This is a genomic window from Dysgonomonas sp. Marseille-P4677 (assembly GCF_016652235.1).
GTDB lineage: Bacteria > Bacteroidota > Bacteroidia > Bacteroidales > Dysgonomonadaceae > Dysgonomonas.
In genome coordinates this window covers 16,278-33,513 of sequence record NZ_JAEPKU010000018.1, presented here as the reverse complement: position 1 = coordinate 33,513, position 17,236 = coordinate 16,278, and the positions used below count along the sequence as shown (strand labels likewise).

The window sequence follows — 17,236 nt, the reverse complement described above, 5'->3', positions numbered from 1 at the left end:
CAAGCAAACAAAGAGTGTCGTAAAAGACCTTAACAATTAAAAATTACAGTGATGAAATTTAATTTTACAACAAAAGGAAAAAACAAGGCAATGAATCACGAAGGTGAATCAGCATATCGCTTGTCGCCAGAATGGCAATTGTATACTGCTGCCGTAACCTCTTCGTTGAGTGACAAGTTTTACGAAAAAGCAGAAACAAGGGTAGAGACATTGCGTAAACTGATAGCTCAATGTGATCCAGTATTTGTAGCTCAGTTGGCAATATATACCCGTCAGAAGATGAATATGCGTTCCATATCTTTGGTATTGGCTGTAGAGTTGGCAAAGGTACATAGAGGAGACTCTACTGTATGTAAAATGGTATCGGGTATCGTACAGCGTGCCGATGAGATAACTGAATTGCTTGCATACTACCAATTGGCTAACCAACGCAAGGATACCAAAAAACTGAACCGATTGTCAAAACAACTTCAGTCAGGCTTACAAGATGCTTTCAACAAATTCGATGAATACCAGTTTGCAAAATACAATCGCGATACTGAAGTAAAACTTAGAGATGCTTTGTTCCTAGTACATCCAAAAGCGAAAGACAAGGCACAACAAGTATTGTTCAATAAGATAATAAACAATGAGTTGGAAACTCCATACACGTGGGAAACTGAACTTTCGTCATTGGGACAAACTAAGTTTACTTTTGATAAAGAAAAAGAAATTGCTTTTCGCATGAAGTGGGAAGAACTGATAGATAGCCGTAAAGTAGGTTATATGGCATTGATGCGTAACTTGCGTAACATATTGGAGGCCGAGGTATCGCAACAGCATATAATGAGTGTATGTGAGACTTTGTCGAATGCAGAAGCAGTGCGCCGTTCGAAGCAGTTGCCATTCCGATTCCTTGCGGCTTATCGTGAAATATCGAAAGTAAAATCGGCTTATGCCGGTCGCATTATGAATGCGTTGGAGCAGGCTGTTGCTATTTCGGCAGAAAACATATCCGGCTTTGATGCTGATACTAAAGTATTGATAGCCGCCGATGTATCGGGTTCTATGCAGCAAGCTATATCACCAAAGAGCAAAATATTGTCATATGACATAGGTTTGATGCTTGCCATGTTGCTGAAATCTCGTTGTAAAAATGCTATAACAGGTATGTTCGGAGATAAGTGGAAAGTGATAAACGTTCCAACCAAGGGTATATTGTCCAATGTGGATGCTTTCTATCGTCGTGAAGGCGAAGTCGGCTATGCGACCAATGGTTATCTGGTAATAAATGATTTGCTGAAGAGCAACCAACGAATAGATAAAGTGATGATGTTTACCGATTGTCAGCTGTGGAATAATCGTAACGATAAAAAAATAGCTGATTTGTGGGACAAATACAAAAAGATATCACCGGAAAGCAAGCTATATTTGTTTGACCTATCGGGATACGGAACCACACCTTTGGATATCACCCGTGAGGATGTATGCCTGATAGCAGGTTGGTCAGATAAGGTATTTGATATAATAGCGGCTATAGATCGTGGAGACGATGCTTTAGATGAGATACGGAAAATAGAATTATGATAGATAAGAAACTTTGCGGATGTCGTAGTATAGAGATACTTCGAACTGTAAATTCCTAAAGACTCTATGCGTTTGTAACTTCGCAAAGTTTATTTATCTATATTGAAAAGCAGGGGCGGATATAAGAAAAAAGGAGACAGTGAAAAATAGTATAAAACATGTAACTTTTGTCACCTTTTTTTAACATCTTTGAAAATATAACAATGTCGTAAAAACATAGGTCTTCGTATTAAGCATGCTCTGGTTGTGGGTTTGAGTTCAACTGAATAGAGCAGATTTGAAAGGTATAAAAAGAAAGAAATCGAGATGAAAATTGATCTATAAGAAGAAATTAATTTACTGTTGGCCGACGAAATAGTAAATGGTTTTAATAATACAAGATATATTGAGTGTGCTATCAAGTTGCTCGAAAATAACTATAATACTGAATCATTATATATATTAGCAGGTTTAGATTGTGAGGATAGTCTTGTCTTAAAGAAATATTTCGAAAAGGTGCTTTCGGAACTGGATGTTGTCCCAGAAACAGATAATGAGAAATTGATTAACATATTTGCTCTTAAAACGGTCAGGGATGTCATTGATTGTAGAATGACTCCGGATGAAGGATTAGCCAATATGGTAAAAATAGCTAATCTTGATTATCTTAATAAATATATTGAGTTTATATATATTTCTGATGATATATATTCTATTGAACATGGGGGTACACCTTATTATTTTCCAGAATTGAGTACAGATAAAATTGATGAATTAATAAAAAATGAGTTCTTTATTTTTTATGAAGCAGAGAGAAAGGGGATATATGAAAAAGTAAAAAATTATATCTATTGCAAGAAGTGCTCATCTTTACAAGAACCTGTTTTAAAGAAGAAACGATTCAGAAATATACAATATTACGCATGCTCAAATTGTGGTTCAGACAATATAGCGTACAATAGTAGTTCTATTTGTACAGAGAAAATAATAGAATTTTTAAAAATAAATTAATCCACGCAAAAAGACTGCGTACTGCTGTTCTAACTTTGTATTATTAAAGAAAGAGGTCATTGATATAATAGCATAAAACAAGTGCCGTAGAAGAGAGTTACTTCGCACTTCTAATGCCCGGGTCGCGGGTTCGACTCCCGCCACTCCTACAAAACGAAAATTAAGTATGGGAGTGTAGCTCAGTGGGTAGAGCAGGAATATAGTCTCTTTTCGTCTGTAGCCTTGTTTTCTTTAAGATATAATAAGTGTCGTAAATAAGAGTTACTTCGGTAGAGCAGGTGTTACTTGGTTGTGGGTTCAAATCCCTCCATTCGAAAGGATGTAGCTCAAAATAAATTCTTATTGTCTGTTACCTTGTTTTTGAGATATAAACAGAATGTCGTAGAAAAGAGTTACTTCGACTCACTTTAGGGGAGGAATAGCGAAGTCGTAAAACCGACAAGGCTATCCGGTTCGACTCCGGCAATGTCAAGCCCCGTTTCTCTTTTCGTTTGTTACTTCTGTTCTTCCTGTAAACGAATGCCGTAGAAGAAAGTTACTTCGTTTAAGTGGCCAACGTAGGTTCGAATCCTGCACGAGCTTTCTCCGCTTATAGCTTCGTTTTAAAATTAAAAATCTAGTCAGGTGTCGTAGAAAAGGAGTTCTTCGTGTGATCCGGCGACGCAGGTGCAATTCCTGCCATGCGAAAGCTAGTAGTTGAGAGTAAAACACCGGAATGTAAGGCCTTTTCGACTTATTACCCTGACTTTTTATTAGAAAATATACGAGTATGATAGAATTAAAAGGAAAATATAACCAAGATTGTAAAATCTTCATCGACGATGTGGAAACAGAAGCTATTGAGCTGGTACAGAATATACTGAACAACGAAATATCTGAAGGAGTGCAAGTCCGTATTATGCCCGATACACATGTAGGTAAAGGAATCGTTATTGGATTTACTATGCCAATGACTAAAATGATAAATCCAAATTATATTGGCGTTGATATCGGTTGTTCCGTTACAACTCATAAGTTAAACAAGCGTATTGAAGCAGACCGTTTACCGACTTTGGATCTGGCAATCAGACGTTCTGTACCAATGGGGATGAATATTCGAAAAGAAAAGACCTACGATAATTGGTGGGTAGACCCATACATTGAAGCTGTAAATCTGAATCTTCAATCATTTCAACAAGAATGGGCGAAGCGTTTTGATGAAGAGAAAGTATTGGAAACAGTCGATAGGGAATATATCAGCCGATTAGCGAAAAAGCTTGGAATCAATGAGGATACATTTTATTACTCAGTTGGAACTTTAGGCGGAGGAAACCATTTTATTGAAATAGGAGAGTCTGCAAAGGATGGTTCGCATTATCTGACTATTCATTCCGGATCGCGAAATCTCGGACTGAAAGTTTGTAACTATCATGCTAAAAAGATGTTGTCGCAAAGAGGTTTGACTCAGGAATATTTCGATGAATTTAAACAAATAACTAAAAATACCCAACCAACATCTGATATACCACAAAAACTGGAAGAGCTGGCAAAAAAATATAAGGTGGATAAAAAGGAGTATATGCTCGAAGGTGATGATATGTATAATTATCTTGTAGATATGGTTATAGCCCAGACTTATGCACAATTCAATCATAAAGCAATGTCGAAAGCTATATTCAAAGATTTAGGAGAAGATTATTATTCTGTTGATTCTGTATATTCTATGCACAACTTTATAGATACCGCCGACTGGATTATCAGAAAAGGAGCAATCCGTTCTTATAAAGGAGAAAGAATGGTAATCCCATTTAATATGCGTGACGGAATACTTATCTGTGAGGGAAAAAGCAATGCTGACTGGAACTGTTCGGCTCCTCATGGTGCAGGGCGTGTACTGGCTCGAAACAAAGCTTTAAAGACTTTGGATATGGAAGAATTTACAAAAGAAATGGAGGGTATTTATTCGTCTTCAGTTTGTCAATCGACTCTTGACGAATCGCCAATGGCTTATAAGGATAAGAATTTGATAATGGTAGCTATAAAAGGTACGGCAACAATTATAGATTCAATCAGGCCAATAATGAATATTAAGGCCAAATAGAAGTATGAGAAATGGAAGCTCCTGTAAATTACATTTTACAGGAGCTTTAGTAGTGTTATATCTCAAAATAGAATCCCGACTTAGTAAGGCTTTCGTATCGGTTCTTATCAAAACTGTAAATTTTAGCTCCTCGCGAAGGTCGATTCTTTTGTTTGTCACTATGATCTATTAACAAGTTCATACTTAGTATCTTTTTTCTAAAATTGCCCCGGTCTATATCTCTTTGCAGTATGGTTTCGTATAATCGATGTAGGTCCGGCAATGTAAATTTCTCCGGTAATAATTCAAAACCTATCGGCTGATATCGGATTTTTCCTTTAAGGCGTTCTACTGCTACATCTAGTATTTCTTGGTGGTCGAAAGCTAATAGTGGTATTTCATCAAGAGAGAACCATTGTACATCTTCGATATTCAGTCCGATATTAAGGATATAATCCGTAGATCTAACCAATGCATAGTATGCTATACTTATAATACGTTCTCTCGGGTCTCTTTCAATTTTTGAAAAAGTGTATAACTGTTCCAAAAATATGGATTCCAGCCCTGCTTCTTCTTTCAACTTTCGTCGGGCGCATTCATCTGATGTTTCATCGATATTGATAAAACCACCGGGGAAGGGCCACATACCTATATAAGGATTAATGGCACGTTTTGTCAATAATACTTTAAGTTGAAGCTGGTCTTTATCAAATCCAAATATCACACAATCGACTGTAATTGCCGGACGCGGATATTTATATGTATATTCGTTAGACTTATCCATCGTTAGTTATAATATTACATCGACTGTCTTTTTAATCTGAATACCATATCTTTCTTTCAACTCTAGGTATTGTAGCCGGGTTGATTCCTCAAAGCCTACTATAGGAGACATACAATCTTCTAACAGAGTGATACGGGTAATTATATCTTTACGATCCGAGAAATATTCAAGGATCTGAACTGTTGATGCCAGCACACAATGGCTTGAAGCTTCTCCGGCAATGTATATCTCATCATATTCTTCTACAGCATCCAGAACTAATTGATTTACATAATTTTCAGGATCATATTCTGCTTTTACTATCCCATACATCTCCGTATATGGATTTTGTCCTTTGTAGATAAAGATGGGAGTGCTGCTACGAGCCGCAGAGTGGAAATACAGCATTTTGGTAAATTCATTTTCCAGTTTCGCTCCATTTGTTCCCTCCAAGCAATGATAAGGCCATATACAAAGTTGTTTTTTACTTGTTAATTCCAAATTCTTAAGGTATTCTAACGAGCGGTCTTTTTCTCCATTAGCAGCTTGCCATTTGCCATTAATAACATCCTGATAGGTAATGATTGTGAATGGCGGAGGATTATTACTCTTATTATCCACCCACCAGTTTGCATGAAATATCTGAGTAATAGAATGTGAATCCAGACTACATATAATCTGGGTTAGACTTTTCGTATTGTTATAAATCCAACTTGTAAGACGTTCGACATCTCCTTTAGAGCCTTGCACTGATAAACTACCAATATTCTCCATAAAGTCGTTCTGAACATCGATAGCCAAGAGTAGAATTTGTTTATTGTCCTGCGATATAGGGGCCATTCTCTCTTCCTTCGCTAAAGAAATAACTTCAGCGATATCTACTCTATTATTAAACGATGCAATCTTTTCAACATCAACTATTTGCTCATATCTTGTTTTCATGTATTTTGTTATTTAGTGATTGATAGAATATTAACCCTTAAATATAGGAATTTTAGCAAATTTATGTGTTGACATTGCTATACGTTTTGCAATTAGTTTATCTATGCCTGCATTCCTGGATGTACCAATTAGGATATAAGCATCAATTTGATCGTAAGTCATTCCCAGTTCATCCTCATCAGTCTGTCCATCCCATAATCCAGCCGATGGCTTTTTATATCTTTTGATTGGACTTATTGAGTGTGCCTGTACTGTTCATCTGTAACATCTGTCTTCTATTATCTAAAAATAGAAATCAAATATCTAAAACTAAACAACGATAGTATTGTTCTAATATAATTTTACTTTCGATATATACTAAGCTATCATTGTGAAAGGTCCCAAAGACTAGCTAATAATCTTAAGTCTATGTAGTTGTATTTGCGAAATGGTGTGGTTAGTTGTGTGTCCGTAGAACGATGGCATATATTAACGAATAACAAACATTAATCTTAAAATTAAAATATTATGAAAAATAAATCAATGTGAGCCAACATGAGTCTGGTATTTGCATGTGAATAATGTAATACAGACATTACCAGTAGATAGTATCTATGTAAATTGAAATATTAAACCTGTTAAATCTATTCGAAATGAAAAAAAAGTATTTAATTTTTGCTTTTCTAATTTCTCTAATCTTCTATGCCTGTAGTGGTAAAGAAGAAATAGAAAAAATACCTGAAGTCGGTGATTACTATGAACCCAATAAACCAATTGCTTTTGAAGCGATGTTTCCTTCATGGGGGAGAATCGATCAAACATTTGTTATCAAAGGAAATTTCCCTAAAGACACAGCTCAAATAAAAGTATATTTTGATAAGAAAAGAGCAGTTGTTATAAATTGTGACGGAAGGGAACTCTATGGAATGGTTCCTAAACAAGCACCAGGATATAATTCAGTGTCACTTGTCGTTGGCAAAGATAGTATTGTTCCTGATAATGTTCGTTTTAAATATTATCAAACACAATCTGTTAAAACTGTTGTAGGTAAATTTGAAGATGATCGATATATAGAAGGTAATCTGGATGAAGCTCGTGTTCAAAATGTAACAGGAATAGGAGTTGTTAAAGGTCAAAAAGGCGATAATATTATTCTTGTCGAAGGAGACTGGGGCGATAGAACCAGTTTTGTTTCTTTCGATGATAATATGATGATGAGACTCACTAATATCAGTTATATGGGAGCGATAGCTGTTGATCATACGAAGGAAAAGGCATGTGTAATAAGAAGAGATGGTACTCGTATGTTATACACTGCTACAAGAGAAGATGGATGGACATTAAATCCCACTGGCATTGAAATAGATGGTAATATGCTTCCCGGAAGTTTGCATGGCGGAATGACCTATGCCGAAGATGATCGCTATTTATATCTCATGTCTGAAGGTACAATGGTTGAAGTGGATCTGGTAAATAAAGAAGTTAAAAAATTATTTACAAAAAATGACCATGCGGCTTTTAATGGTGTGAACCTTGGTTCATGGTGGCAATACCTGATTTATAGTAAATATCACAAATGTTTCTTTGTGTCTTACGCTGATGCAAACGGTATATTTAAGGTCTATAAGGATGGATCTGGTGTATGGCATGTAGAAAAATATGCAGGATTCAATTCAGGAGGTACCGCCTTTGGAGATAAGTTGCTTGATGCAGTATTCAGAGCTCCTTGTGGAATGGCTGTGAATAGTGAGGGCGAAATCTATGTATGCTGTAAGGATGGCCATTGTATTGTCAAAATCAGAGGTAGTCTTGTATCATTAGTTGCTGGTCATCCAGACCAATGGGGTAAAGTTAATGGATATCCTCTTGATGCATACTTTGATCAACCTAAAAGTATTGCTATAGACTCAGAAGATAACTTTTATGTGGGAGAAGGAGCATCAAGAGTTGTCAGGAAGCTTACTATCGAATAAAAGCCTAATTAAATACAAATCAACTATAATATGAAGATAAAAAATATATTATTGCTGCTGACATTATGGGTAGCATCCCTCGGAGCTATGTTTGCTCAGTCAAACTTGACAGCCGGAGGATCTGTAATGGACGAAACAGGAGAACCTTTGATTGGAGTTTCCGTTTCAGTAAAAGAAAATCCTACTAATGGAACGATGACTGATACAGATGGACGTTTCAAATTAACTGGTATAAAATCGAATCAAACTATAACTTTTTCATATATTGGGTTTGATAAACAAGAAATTAAAGTTGAAAAAAGCGATGAACGTATGCGTATTGTTTTAAAAGAGACAGTAAACATGATGGATGAAGTCGTTGTTACAGCTTCGGGTAAAGTACAAAAGAAAATTAATGTTACGGGTGCGATTACGTCTATAGAAACCAAGGATCTGAAAGCACCCGCTACTTCCATCAGTAATATGCTTGGTGGACGTGTTCCCGGCATTATATCGGTTAATAGAAGTGGCGAGCCGGGAAAAGATTTTTCTGAATTCTGGATACGAGGAATAAGTACATTCGGTGCCGGTCAAGGAGCATTAGTTCTCGTTGACGGGATAGAAGGGGATCTTAATACACTTGATCCTGAGGATATTGATAGCTTTTCTATACTCAAAGATGCTTCATCTACAGCTGTATATGGAGTAAGGGGTGCAAATGGGGTTGTTCTTGTGACAACTAAAAAAGGAAAAGCAGGAAAGTTAGATATCAGAGTTAAGGCAAATACGGGAATATCTTATTCTCCACGTATGCCTGAATATGTTCGGGCAGCCGATTATGCATCTCTTGCCAATGAGGCTTCAGTTACAAGAGGAGGAATCCCTATTTATTCGGATGTTGATCTTGCATTATATGCCAATCATATGGACCCGGACCTTCATCCTGATGTAGACTGGAGAGATGTTATATTGAAAGATTATACATGGAATCAACAATACTTTTTAAGTGCTTCAGGTGGAGGACAGATTGCACGCTATTATATTAGTGCCGGTTTCATGAATAAAGAAGCCATATTCAAACAAGATAAGGATATAAACAAGTACGACACCAACGTTAACTACAATAAGTTTAATTTCCGTGCAAATGTAGATGTAAATATAACTCCTACTACTACACTCTCTCTGAATGAAGAAAGTGTAATCATAAATCAAAATTATCCGGGTTATGGAGATAATGCTGATGTTTTATGGGAAGCGCAAGCAAATCTGACTCCTGTTACTGTGCCACTTCTATATTCAACCGGAGAAGCTCCAGGGTACGGTAATACTAAAAACAACATAAGTCCTTATGTGCTACTCAATATGACTGGCTACAGAAAGTATTCTTTCAACAACAATAAGATAACCATGCAACTTAATCAAAATTTGGGTATGGTTACTGAGGGTTTATCAATTATGGGACTTGTAAATTTAGATAGCAGTAGTAAAACATGGCAGATAAGAGAGAAATCTCCGGCAATATATTATGCAAGTGGACGGAAACGCGATGGATCTCTGAATTTAGATAAAGTGCAGGAAGCCATTGAACCATACTATGGAAATGCAACAGAGACTGAACGTAAATATTACTTTGAGGGACGGATCAATTACGATCGTATATTTAATAAGGCGCATCGAGTTGGTGGATTGATACATGCTTATTGGAGTGATTATGAATCTTCCCGATTTAATACTGGTTTGACAGCCATTCCAAAACGATATAACAGCTATGCCAGCCGTTTTACATACTCTTATAACGATACATATATGGCCGAGTTTAATGTTGGGTATACGGGGTCGGAGGCTTTTGAGAGAGGTAAGAAATTTGGTTGGTTTCCTGCGGTTTCTTTAGGTTGGGTTCCAACTCAATACGATTTTATGCGTAAGCATATACCTTTTTTAGATTATTTTAAATTTAGGGCCTCATATGGAATTGTAGGTAATGACAAACTTACTTGGAACGACTCTGTCCGATTCCCATATCTGACATTGATTGGTATGACAGGTTCTGGACAGTGGAATAATGGCGAGGGTATAACCGAGACACAGGTTGGTTCGAGCAACTTAAGATGGGAAAAAGCAACAAAATACAATTTAGGTATGGATGCGCGTTTCTTCAAGGATCGCTTCGATATGGTTGTGGATATATTTAAAGATATTCGTTCAGGCATTTACCAACTACGCCAGAGCGTTCCGGAAGAAATGGGATTAGTTTCTTTACCTTGGGCAAATGTTGGGAAAATGGAAAGTTGGGGTGTTGATGGACATATTTCTTATACCCAGCCTCTTGATCCCGGAGATAAAAGTAAATATGTTGTGATTCGTACTAATTTTACGCAGTCAAAGAATAAAGTGGTTGAATTTGAGGAGGATATAAAGAGATATCCTTATCAATCAGCTGTCGGATTTCAGGATGGTATAAGACGAGGACTTATTGCAGAAGGACTATTTAAAGACGAATTTGACATTCAGAATAGCCCTCGGCAAGAGTTTGGGAATTATCTTCCTGGTGATATTAAATACAAAGATGTGAATGGAGACGGAGTCATTAATAATGATGATATTGTACCTTTAAAATATTCTGGTATACCTCAAATTCAGTATGGATTTGCTACTGAGTTCAATTGGAAAAATTTCAATTTGAGCGTTCTTTTTGAAGGTACGAGTCGGGTTGCCTATTTTAGACAAGGAAATATGTACAATCCATTCTCCGGTAGTAATACTGGGAATGTAATAACAGATTTCGCAGATCCTCAAAATCGTTGGATATCAAGAGAAATATCCGGAGATCCTGCAACAGAAAATCCTAATGCAAAATATCCAAGACTTTCGTATGGCGGTAGCTGGAATAACAGTATGTCTTCAACATTCTGGCTTCAGGATGGAGCCTACCTAAGGCTCAAAAATGTGCAGTTATCATACACTGCAAAAATAAAGACACTACGGAAGTTTGGGCTTCAGAGTGCCGTGATCAGCCTTATTGGAGATAATTTAGCTGTCTGGTCTAAAGAAAAAATGTTAGATCCTGGACAAGCTCAGGAAAATGGAACTAAGTATCCTATCCAGCGGGTATACACTTTGCAATTGAATCTCTCATTTTAATACAACAGATTATGAATAAAATATTTAATGTTAATAGAGCAATAGTCGCTATACATGTCAAGTTACTGAGATTTGCTATCATTCTGATTACTATTTTCACTTTAAGCTCATGTGAAGATTATCTGGATATTGACAAATATGTATACGATCAAACAACGTTGGATTCCATTTTCTTGTCAAAAGCAAGAACGGAGCAATATATTAATGGTGCGGCAGCGCTCTTAATTGATGAAGCAATACAAACTGGAAGCGAATGGAACTGGAATGTTGCTTCAGCTAGTGGAGCATCTGCAGATGAAGCAATTATACCCTTCATGTTGAACGGTAATAGCCTATTATATGATGAAGTAACAGAAACAAATACCAGATTTAACCCATGGCCAAACTGTTATAAAGGAATTCGAAAGGCTAATATTATACTTGCTAATATTAGTAAGAATCAAGAGATTACTGAAATGGAATCCCGCGATTTTAGAGGGAGGGCCTATTTCCTTCGTGCTTATTTTTATTTTTACCTTGTTCGTTTATATGGACCAGTACCTATTTTACCAGATTTAGCTTTTGATACAGATGCTGATGTTGCAACAGCTTCTATCGAGCGTGCGACATATGATCAGTGTGTCGAAAAAATATGTGCTGACTTTGAAGAAGCATCGAAGCTATTGCCTCTGGACAGGATAGAATCTCAGCAATACTTACCTACAAGAGGGGCTGCATTAGCATTTAAAGCTCGTTTGCAATTGTATGCTGCAAGTCCTTTATTTAATGGGAATACATATTATTCGGATTGGACCCGGTCCGATGGTTCTCATTTCATATCTCAAACAGAAGATAAAAATAAATGGGGCAAGGCTGCTGCTACGTTTAAGAGAATTATCGATATGGACAGATACCGCATTCATACAGTAAGCAAAATAGTTAATGACAAAGGAACTGGAACTTTACCTCTTCCTTCGACAGTTTCAAATGCGAGTTTCCCGGATGGAGCAGGAGATATTGATCCCTACAAATCTTATAAAACTCTTTTCGATGGCACCTATCAGCCTTATATTATCAAAGAATATATTTATTATGCCGTTAATAATGCATATCAAGGTAATAGTGATAGTCGCCTTGTTTTTCCGGCTAAATTGGGTGGTAATGCTACTCTTAGTGTAACACAAGATTTGATCGAAGAATATCGTATGGCTGATGGGCGAAAATTCAGTGAAGCAACAGAAGCTGAGAAATCATGGCAAGCCGTTGGAACAAGTAGAACTTTCTCTTCAGATTATCAGCTATCAGCTTCCAGAGCCTTTATGGACGACAATAGAGAGCCTCGCTATTATGCCAGTATAGGATTTAACCATTGTATTTGGCCATCCACTTCTTATAGAGGGAGTGATGCTGCGGTAAAGAATTTAGATGTTGAATATTATCAGGGGGGAAATGCTACTAACTTGAATGATAATAATCACAGAAATAGAACAGGATATACTTTTAAAAAATATGTGCATCAAGATGATTGTATATTTTGGGATGGAACTGTTAAGGCAAAAACTTATCCTCTGTTTCGATATGCTGAAGTATTGTTGGGTTATGTAGAAGCTTTGAATGAAATGGATGGTTCTTATAAAGATGAGGCTTCTGGAATCACAGTATCAAGGGATGTTAATCAAATGGTATACTATTTTAACCAGATACGATATAGAGCGGGACAACCTGGTATAACAACTGAAATAGCTTCAAATTATCAGACAATGAAGGATTTGATAAAAAGCGAAAGACGTATTGAATTTGCATTCGAAAATCAACGTTACTGGGATTTACGCCGTTGGAAAGACGCATATGATGCATATAACAAACCAATAAGAGGTTTAGATGTGAGTGCAAGACAGTCGCAACGTCAGCAGTTTTATACAGTAAGAATTTGGAATACTGAGAGATACATGAAGCGTATGTTCCAAAACAAGATGTATTTCTGGCCTATCGACAGAAATGTACTTCAGAAAAATGGTAGACTGGAGCAAAATCCAGGCTGGTAATCAAATTATTAATGCATTTAAAATGAATAAGATGAAAAAAATATTATTATTATCTTTATCTCTTATAGCCTTGTGGTTTATCAGTTGTGATGATGAGCTACCAATGGATAAACTAATGTATCCAGAATCTGTTTATCTTGTTGGTGCAAAAGGCCGAATTATAGATAGGGACTTGAATATTGGCTTCCTTAGAGATACAGTTCATGCTTCAGTTGCAATAAGCAGTTCAATAAAAATAGACAGAGATGTTACGGTTGAAATAGAAGAAGACCCTTCTGCTATAAAAAACTATAATGATAAAGAACTTGGTACAACTGATGTTCTATATCAAAACCTAGCAAGTGGTATCTATAGTTTTCCCAATCCGAATGTCGTAGTGAAAAAAGGAGAAGTGTATGGCACCTATCCTATTTATGTAGAACCGTCAAGCCTACATATTGATTCGTTATATATGATAGCATTGAGACTAAAATCATCATCTGATTTTGAATTAGCAAAACAAGATACAGTTGTCTTGATGAGATTTAATCTAATGAATGACTACTCGGGTTTATATTATATGGATGGCGTCATTAAAGAAGAAGCAAACCCGAACGACTCTATTATCTATAAATCTCCAAGAACATTGCAAGCAGTTGTAGATGGAAATACTGTGCGTATGTACCATCTGAAGAATGAGTGGACAAAAGGTGCTACAGACTATCGTCCGAACTATTGCTTTAATATCTCTGTAAATCCAGATAACTCATTATCTTTAGCCACTTGGCAGAATTTTAATATTCTTGAAGGAGGAGGAACTTATTATCCTGAGTTGAAAGTCTACGATTTGTGGTATAGATTTGTAGAAGACGGAGTAACTAAAAAAGTTAGCGGATTTGTATACAAAGAACGTAAAAATGATGAAGAACAACGAATTATAAATGACTGGATGGAGGAAAACAGAAAATAGGGCTGATTATTTTCCATAAAACAGTAATTACATTTAATAGGGGGATACTCTTCTTGTATTCCCCTATCTTCATTAGAAAAATATAAGTAACCCTTAAGTACAATTTCTTTATCTTCTCACCATTTTAATATAAGAAACAATATATAGCTTATGCGATTCTTATTCTTTATATTTTCTTTAATAGTCATTCTGAATAATGATATTCAAGCACAAAGTCTTGACACAACTTCTATAGAAAAACTATTTCTAGAACAAATATCCTATTTTCCACAGGAGAAAATATATGTTCAGACTGACCGTAATGTATATCTTCCCGAAGAAACTATCTGGTTTCGGGCACATTTGGTGGATGCTCTCTTCCTAAAGCAGGCAAATGCTAGCCGATATATCTATGTGGAATTTATTAATCCTTTGGATAGCATCATCCAAAGAGTAAAAATCAGGCCTGACAGCACAGGCTGCTTTTATGGTAGTATCCAGTTAGATGCTGATCTAGCGGAAGGAAACTACACCTTAAGGGCCTATACAAGGTTTATGCAAAATCAGGGGAATGATTATTTTTTTCATAAATCTATCTATATTACAGACCTAATGACAGAAAAAATGTTACCCTCAATAAGGTTCTTTGAGGATAATAAAAAGATAAAGGCCGAGATATCTTTTATAGATAAGACTGACAATGAAAAAAAAATGCCAGAGCAAGGTTTTATTTTTTATGATGGAGATACCGAAAAGGAAGGGCTGCCCTTAACTTTTGAAAACGATATGAGCTACTATACATTTAATGAAAAAAACATTCGTGCAAACAGAGTAGTTCTATTACAAGCTGTTTTTGAATATGGAGTATATAACTTTTATTTAAAAATACCTTCTTTAGATAAAAGTTTCGATGTTACCTTCTTCCCGGAAGGAGGTTATGCCCCTGTCTCTAGTGATATTAAGATGGCCTTTAAATCAATAAATAGCGAAGGGCTATCAGAGGATATTAAAGGTCAGGTTTTCGATGATCTGGGGCAGCCCTATACTTCTTTCGAAAGTTCCCATTTAGGGATGGGGCATTTCAGAATGTATTATTCTCCCGGAAGAAAGTATCATGCTATATGTACTAATAAGGATAACGTGTCGAAACGTTTTGAATTACCGGATGCTTTAGATAAAGCTGTATCTCTAAAAACTTTTTGGAATAATAATTTTTTACGAATAACATTAGCTAAATCTCCTGACTATCGGTTGCCAGTGCAAACAAAGTTGATAGCTCACATAAAAGGGGCCGTTATTTATGAACAGCTTTGGGATGACAAAAAAGAATATTTGACATTCGAACGAGACTTTTTTCCTACAGGAATAATACATTTATTACTTATTGACGAGGAGCGAAATATACTTAGTGAACGTCTTGTCTTTTCAACACAGGGTAGTATCTATGCTAATACAGATGTAATTACGGATAAAGCACACTATGTAACTAGAGACAAAGTTAATCTGAAGATTCAAGTACTGGATGAAGATAAAGTTCCTTTGTCAGGAAATATCTCCATGTCAATAGTTGATACAAAAGACATAAAAATAGATACAACTAATACAATTATATCTACACTCTTGCTTTCATCAGAGCTTAAAGGATATATTGAATCGCCAATGAGCTATTTAATGAGAGATAATAAGAAATCAGAACAATCTTTAGATGTTTTGATGCTGACACAAGGTTGGAGGCGCTATGATGTTCCTAAAATATTGAAAGGTGAGATAAAGAAAGATTTGCAATATCCTGTAGAACTGGGAGATGTTGTGACGGGTAAAGCAGAAGGATTATTTACAGCTTTGAAAGAAGGCGGTATTTCTCTAATTGCTTTTAAGGATTCGGTCTTAGGTACGTCAATAACACATCCAGATCAGAAAGGTAGATTTAGATTTGAAGATCTAGAATATCCTGAGGGTACAAATTATATGATACAGGCGTTAAATAAGAAGGGCTCGAATAGAGTATTCTTAGAAATAGACAAAGCCCAAGGCTTACCACCTTTGGCTGTACCTATACTTGACAGAGCGGATTATAAATTGGTAAATGATAACTACCTAACTAAGATGGGTGAAAAATATATGACAGAAAATGGCATTAGAATATATAATTTGTCAAGTGTAACTGTAAGTGCTAAAAGAAAGTTGAGAGAATCGACAACATCGCCATATTATTCGATCAGTTCATCTAGAGTATTGACTGAAGATGACGTAAATAAGTCGAATATTTTATCTGTTTTTTCTTTATTACAGAGATTGCCTGGTATATCTGTAATTGGTAATGAAGTTCGTCATAGAAATAGTATCCCTTTGACTATTATCGATAATATTCCGGAAGAGAATTTTAACTATGAGGACTTGGATATCGGAGATATCAAAGAGGTGTTCTTTACTCCTGCAATATCAGTAATGCCTATCTTCGGAACTCGTGCTGCTTCTGGAGCAATCATAATCAATACTAAGAAAGGCTATGTAGAAAAGAATAAGATTAATAATAATATAAAGATTATGAAACCAATTGGTTATAAACAAGTAGTAGAATTCTATTCTCCAACTTATTCAACTAAAGAAGAGAAGGATAGTAAAACCTTGGATTTGCGAACTACTATTTATTGGAATCCGAATGTACAACTTGATAGTACAGGATCGGCAACTCTCAGTTTCTATACAGCAGATTCTCCTTCCCAATATCGAGTTGTTATCGAAGGCATGAGTAGTTTTGGCCATCTCATTCATTCTTCGCAATATGAAATATCGGTAACACAAGATAATTGATACTTAACAGAAAGAGTAAAATCACCTTCTATTTGGTTAATGTACATCGTAGATAGAAGGTGATTTTATTAAAATTAA

The 17,236-nt window shown here is 36.0% G+C and carries 11 protein-coding genes; 8 read left to right on the top strand and 3 right to left on the bottom strand.

The features are described 5' to 3' along the window. Positions 1-51 precede the first annotated feature (51 nt). The 3 genes from JGH11_RS05645 (at position 52) to JGH11_RS05635 (ending at position 4,636) form a co-directional block, all read left to right on the top strand. Positions 52-1,566 carry a TROVE domain-containing protein gene (locus JGH11_RS05645; protein ID WP_201110596.1) on the top strand — a complete coding sequence of 505 codons (1,515 nt, stop codon included), beginning with the start codon at positions 52-54 and terminating at the stop codon, positions 1,564-1,566. A gap of 342 nt (positions 1,567-1,908) precedes the next feature. Continuing rightward, positions 1,909-2,556, top strand: coding sequence for a hypothetical protein (locus tag JGH11_RS05640; RefSeq protein ID WP_201110595.1), 648 nt, complete (start codon positions 1,909-1,911; stop codon positions 2,554-2,556). 769 nt (positions 2,557-3,325) lie between these two features. Further along, positions 3,326-4,636, top strand: a complete 1,311-nt coding sequence (locus JGH11_RS05635) for an RtcB family protein (protein WP_201110594.1) — start codon at positions 3,326-3,328, stop codon at positions 4,634-4,636. 55 nt (positions 4,637-4,691) lie between these two features. Here JGH11_RS05635 and JGH11_RS05630 read toward each other — a convergent pair whose 3' ends face one another. The 3 genes from JGH11_RS05630 to JGH11_RS20515 are packed head-to-tail and all read right to left on the bottom strand — an operon-like array spanning position 4,692 to position 6,548. Then, the gene (locus JGH11_RS05630; RefSeq protein WP_201110593.1) at positions 4,692-5,399 is read right to left on the bottom strand and encodes an NUDIX domain-containing protein; all 708 of its coding nucleotides are present in this window, start codon (positions 5,397-5,399) and stop codon (positions 4,692-4,694) included. Positions 5,400-5,405: 6 nt separating this feature from the next. Continuing rightward, the gene (locus JGH11_RS05625; RefSeq protein WP_201110592.1) at positions 5,406-6,320 is read right to left on the bottom strand and encodes a hypothetical protein; all 915 of its coding nucleotides are present in this window, start codon (positions 6,318-6,320) and stop codon (positions 5,406-5,408) included. A gap of 30 nt (positions 6,321-6,350) precedes the next feature. Then, on the bottom strand, positions 6,351-6,548 hold the full coding sequence (locus JGH11_RS20515; RefSeq protein ID WP_370567566.1) for a hypothetical protein: 198 nt from the start codon (positions 6,546-6,548) through the stop codon (positions 6,351-6,353). 404 nt (positions 6,549-6,952) lie between these two features. Between JGH11_RS20515 and JGH11_RS05615 the strand changes: the two genes are divergently transcribed. From JGH11_RS05615 to JGH11_RS05595, 5 genes are all read left to right on the top strand, one after another. Further along, complete coding sequence (locus JGH11_RS05615) at positions 6,953-8,272, top strand: IPT/TIG domain-containing protein (RefSeq protein WP_201110591.1); 1,320 nt, start codon at positions 6,953-6,955, stop codon at positions 8,270-8,272. A gap of 30 nt (positions 8,273-8,302) precedes the next feature. Then, positions 8,303-11,392: a TonB-dependent receptor gene (locus JGH11_RS05610; protein ID WP_201110590.1), complete on the top strand. Its 3,090-nt coding sequence runs from the start codon at positions 8,303-8,305 to the stop codon at positions 11,390-11,392. An 11-nt stretch (positions 11,393-11,403) separates the two neighbouring features. Continuing rightward, positions 11,404-13,416 (top strand): RagB/SusD family nutrient uptake outer membrane protein, encoded by a 2,013-nt coding sequence (locus JGH11_RS05605; protein ID WP_201110589.1) that lies wholly within the window; start codon positions 11,404-11,406, stop codon positions 13,414-13,416. A 31-nt stretch (positions 13,417-13,447) separates the two neighbouring features. Next, complete coding sequence (locus tag JGH11_RS05600) at positions 13,448-14,365, top strand: BT_3044 domain-containing protein (RefSeq protein WP_236263876.1); 918 nt, start codon at positions 13,448-13,450, stop codon at positions 14,363-14,365. A gap of 150 nt (positions 14,366-14,515) precedes the next feature. Continuing rightward, positions 14,516-17,158, top strand: coding sequence for an MG2 domain-containing protein (locus JGH11_RS05595; RefSeq protein ID WP_201110588.1), 2,643 nt, complete (start codon positions 14,516-14,518; stop codon positions 17,156-17,158). Positions 17,159-17,236 lie beyond the last annotated feature (78 nt).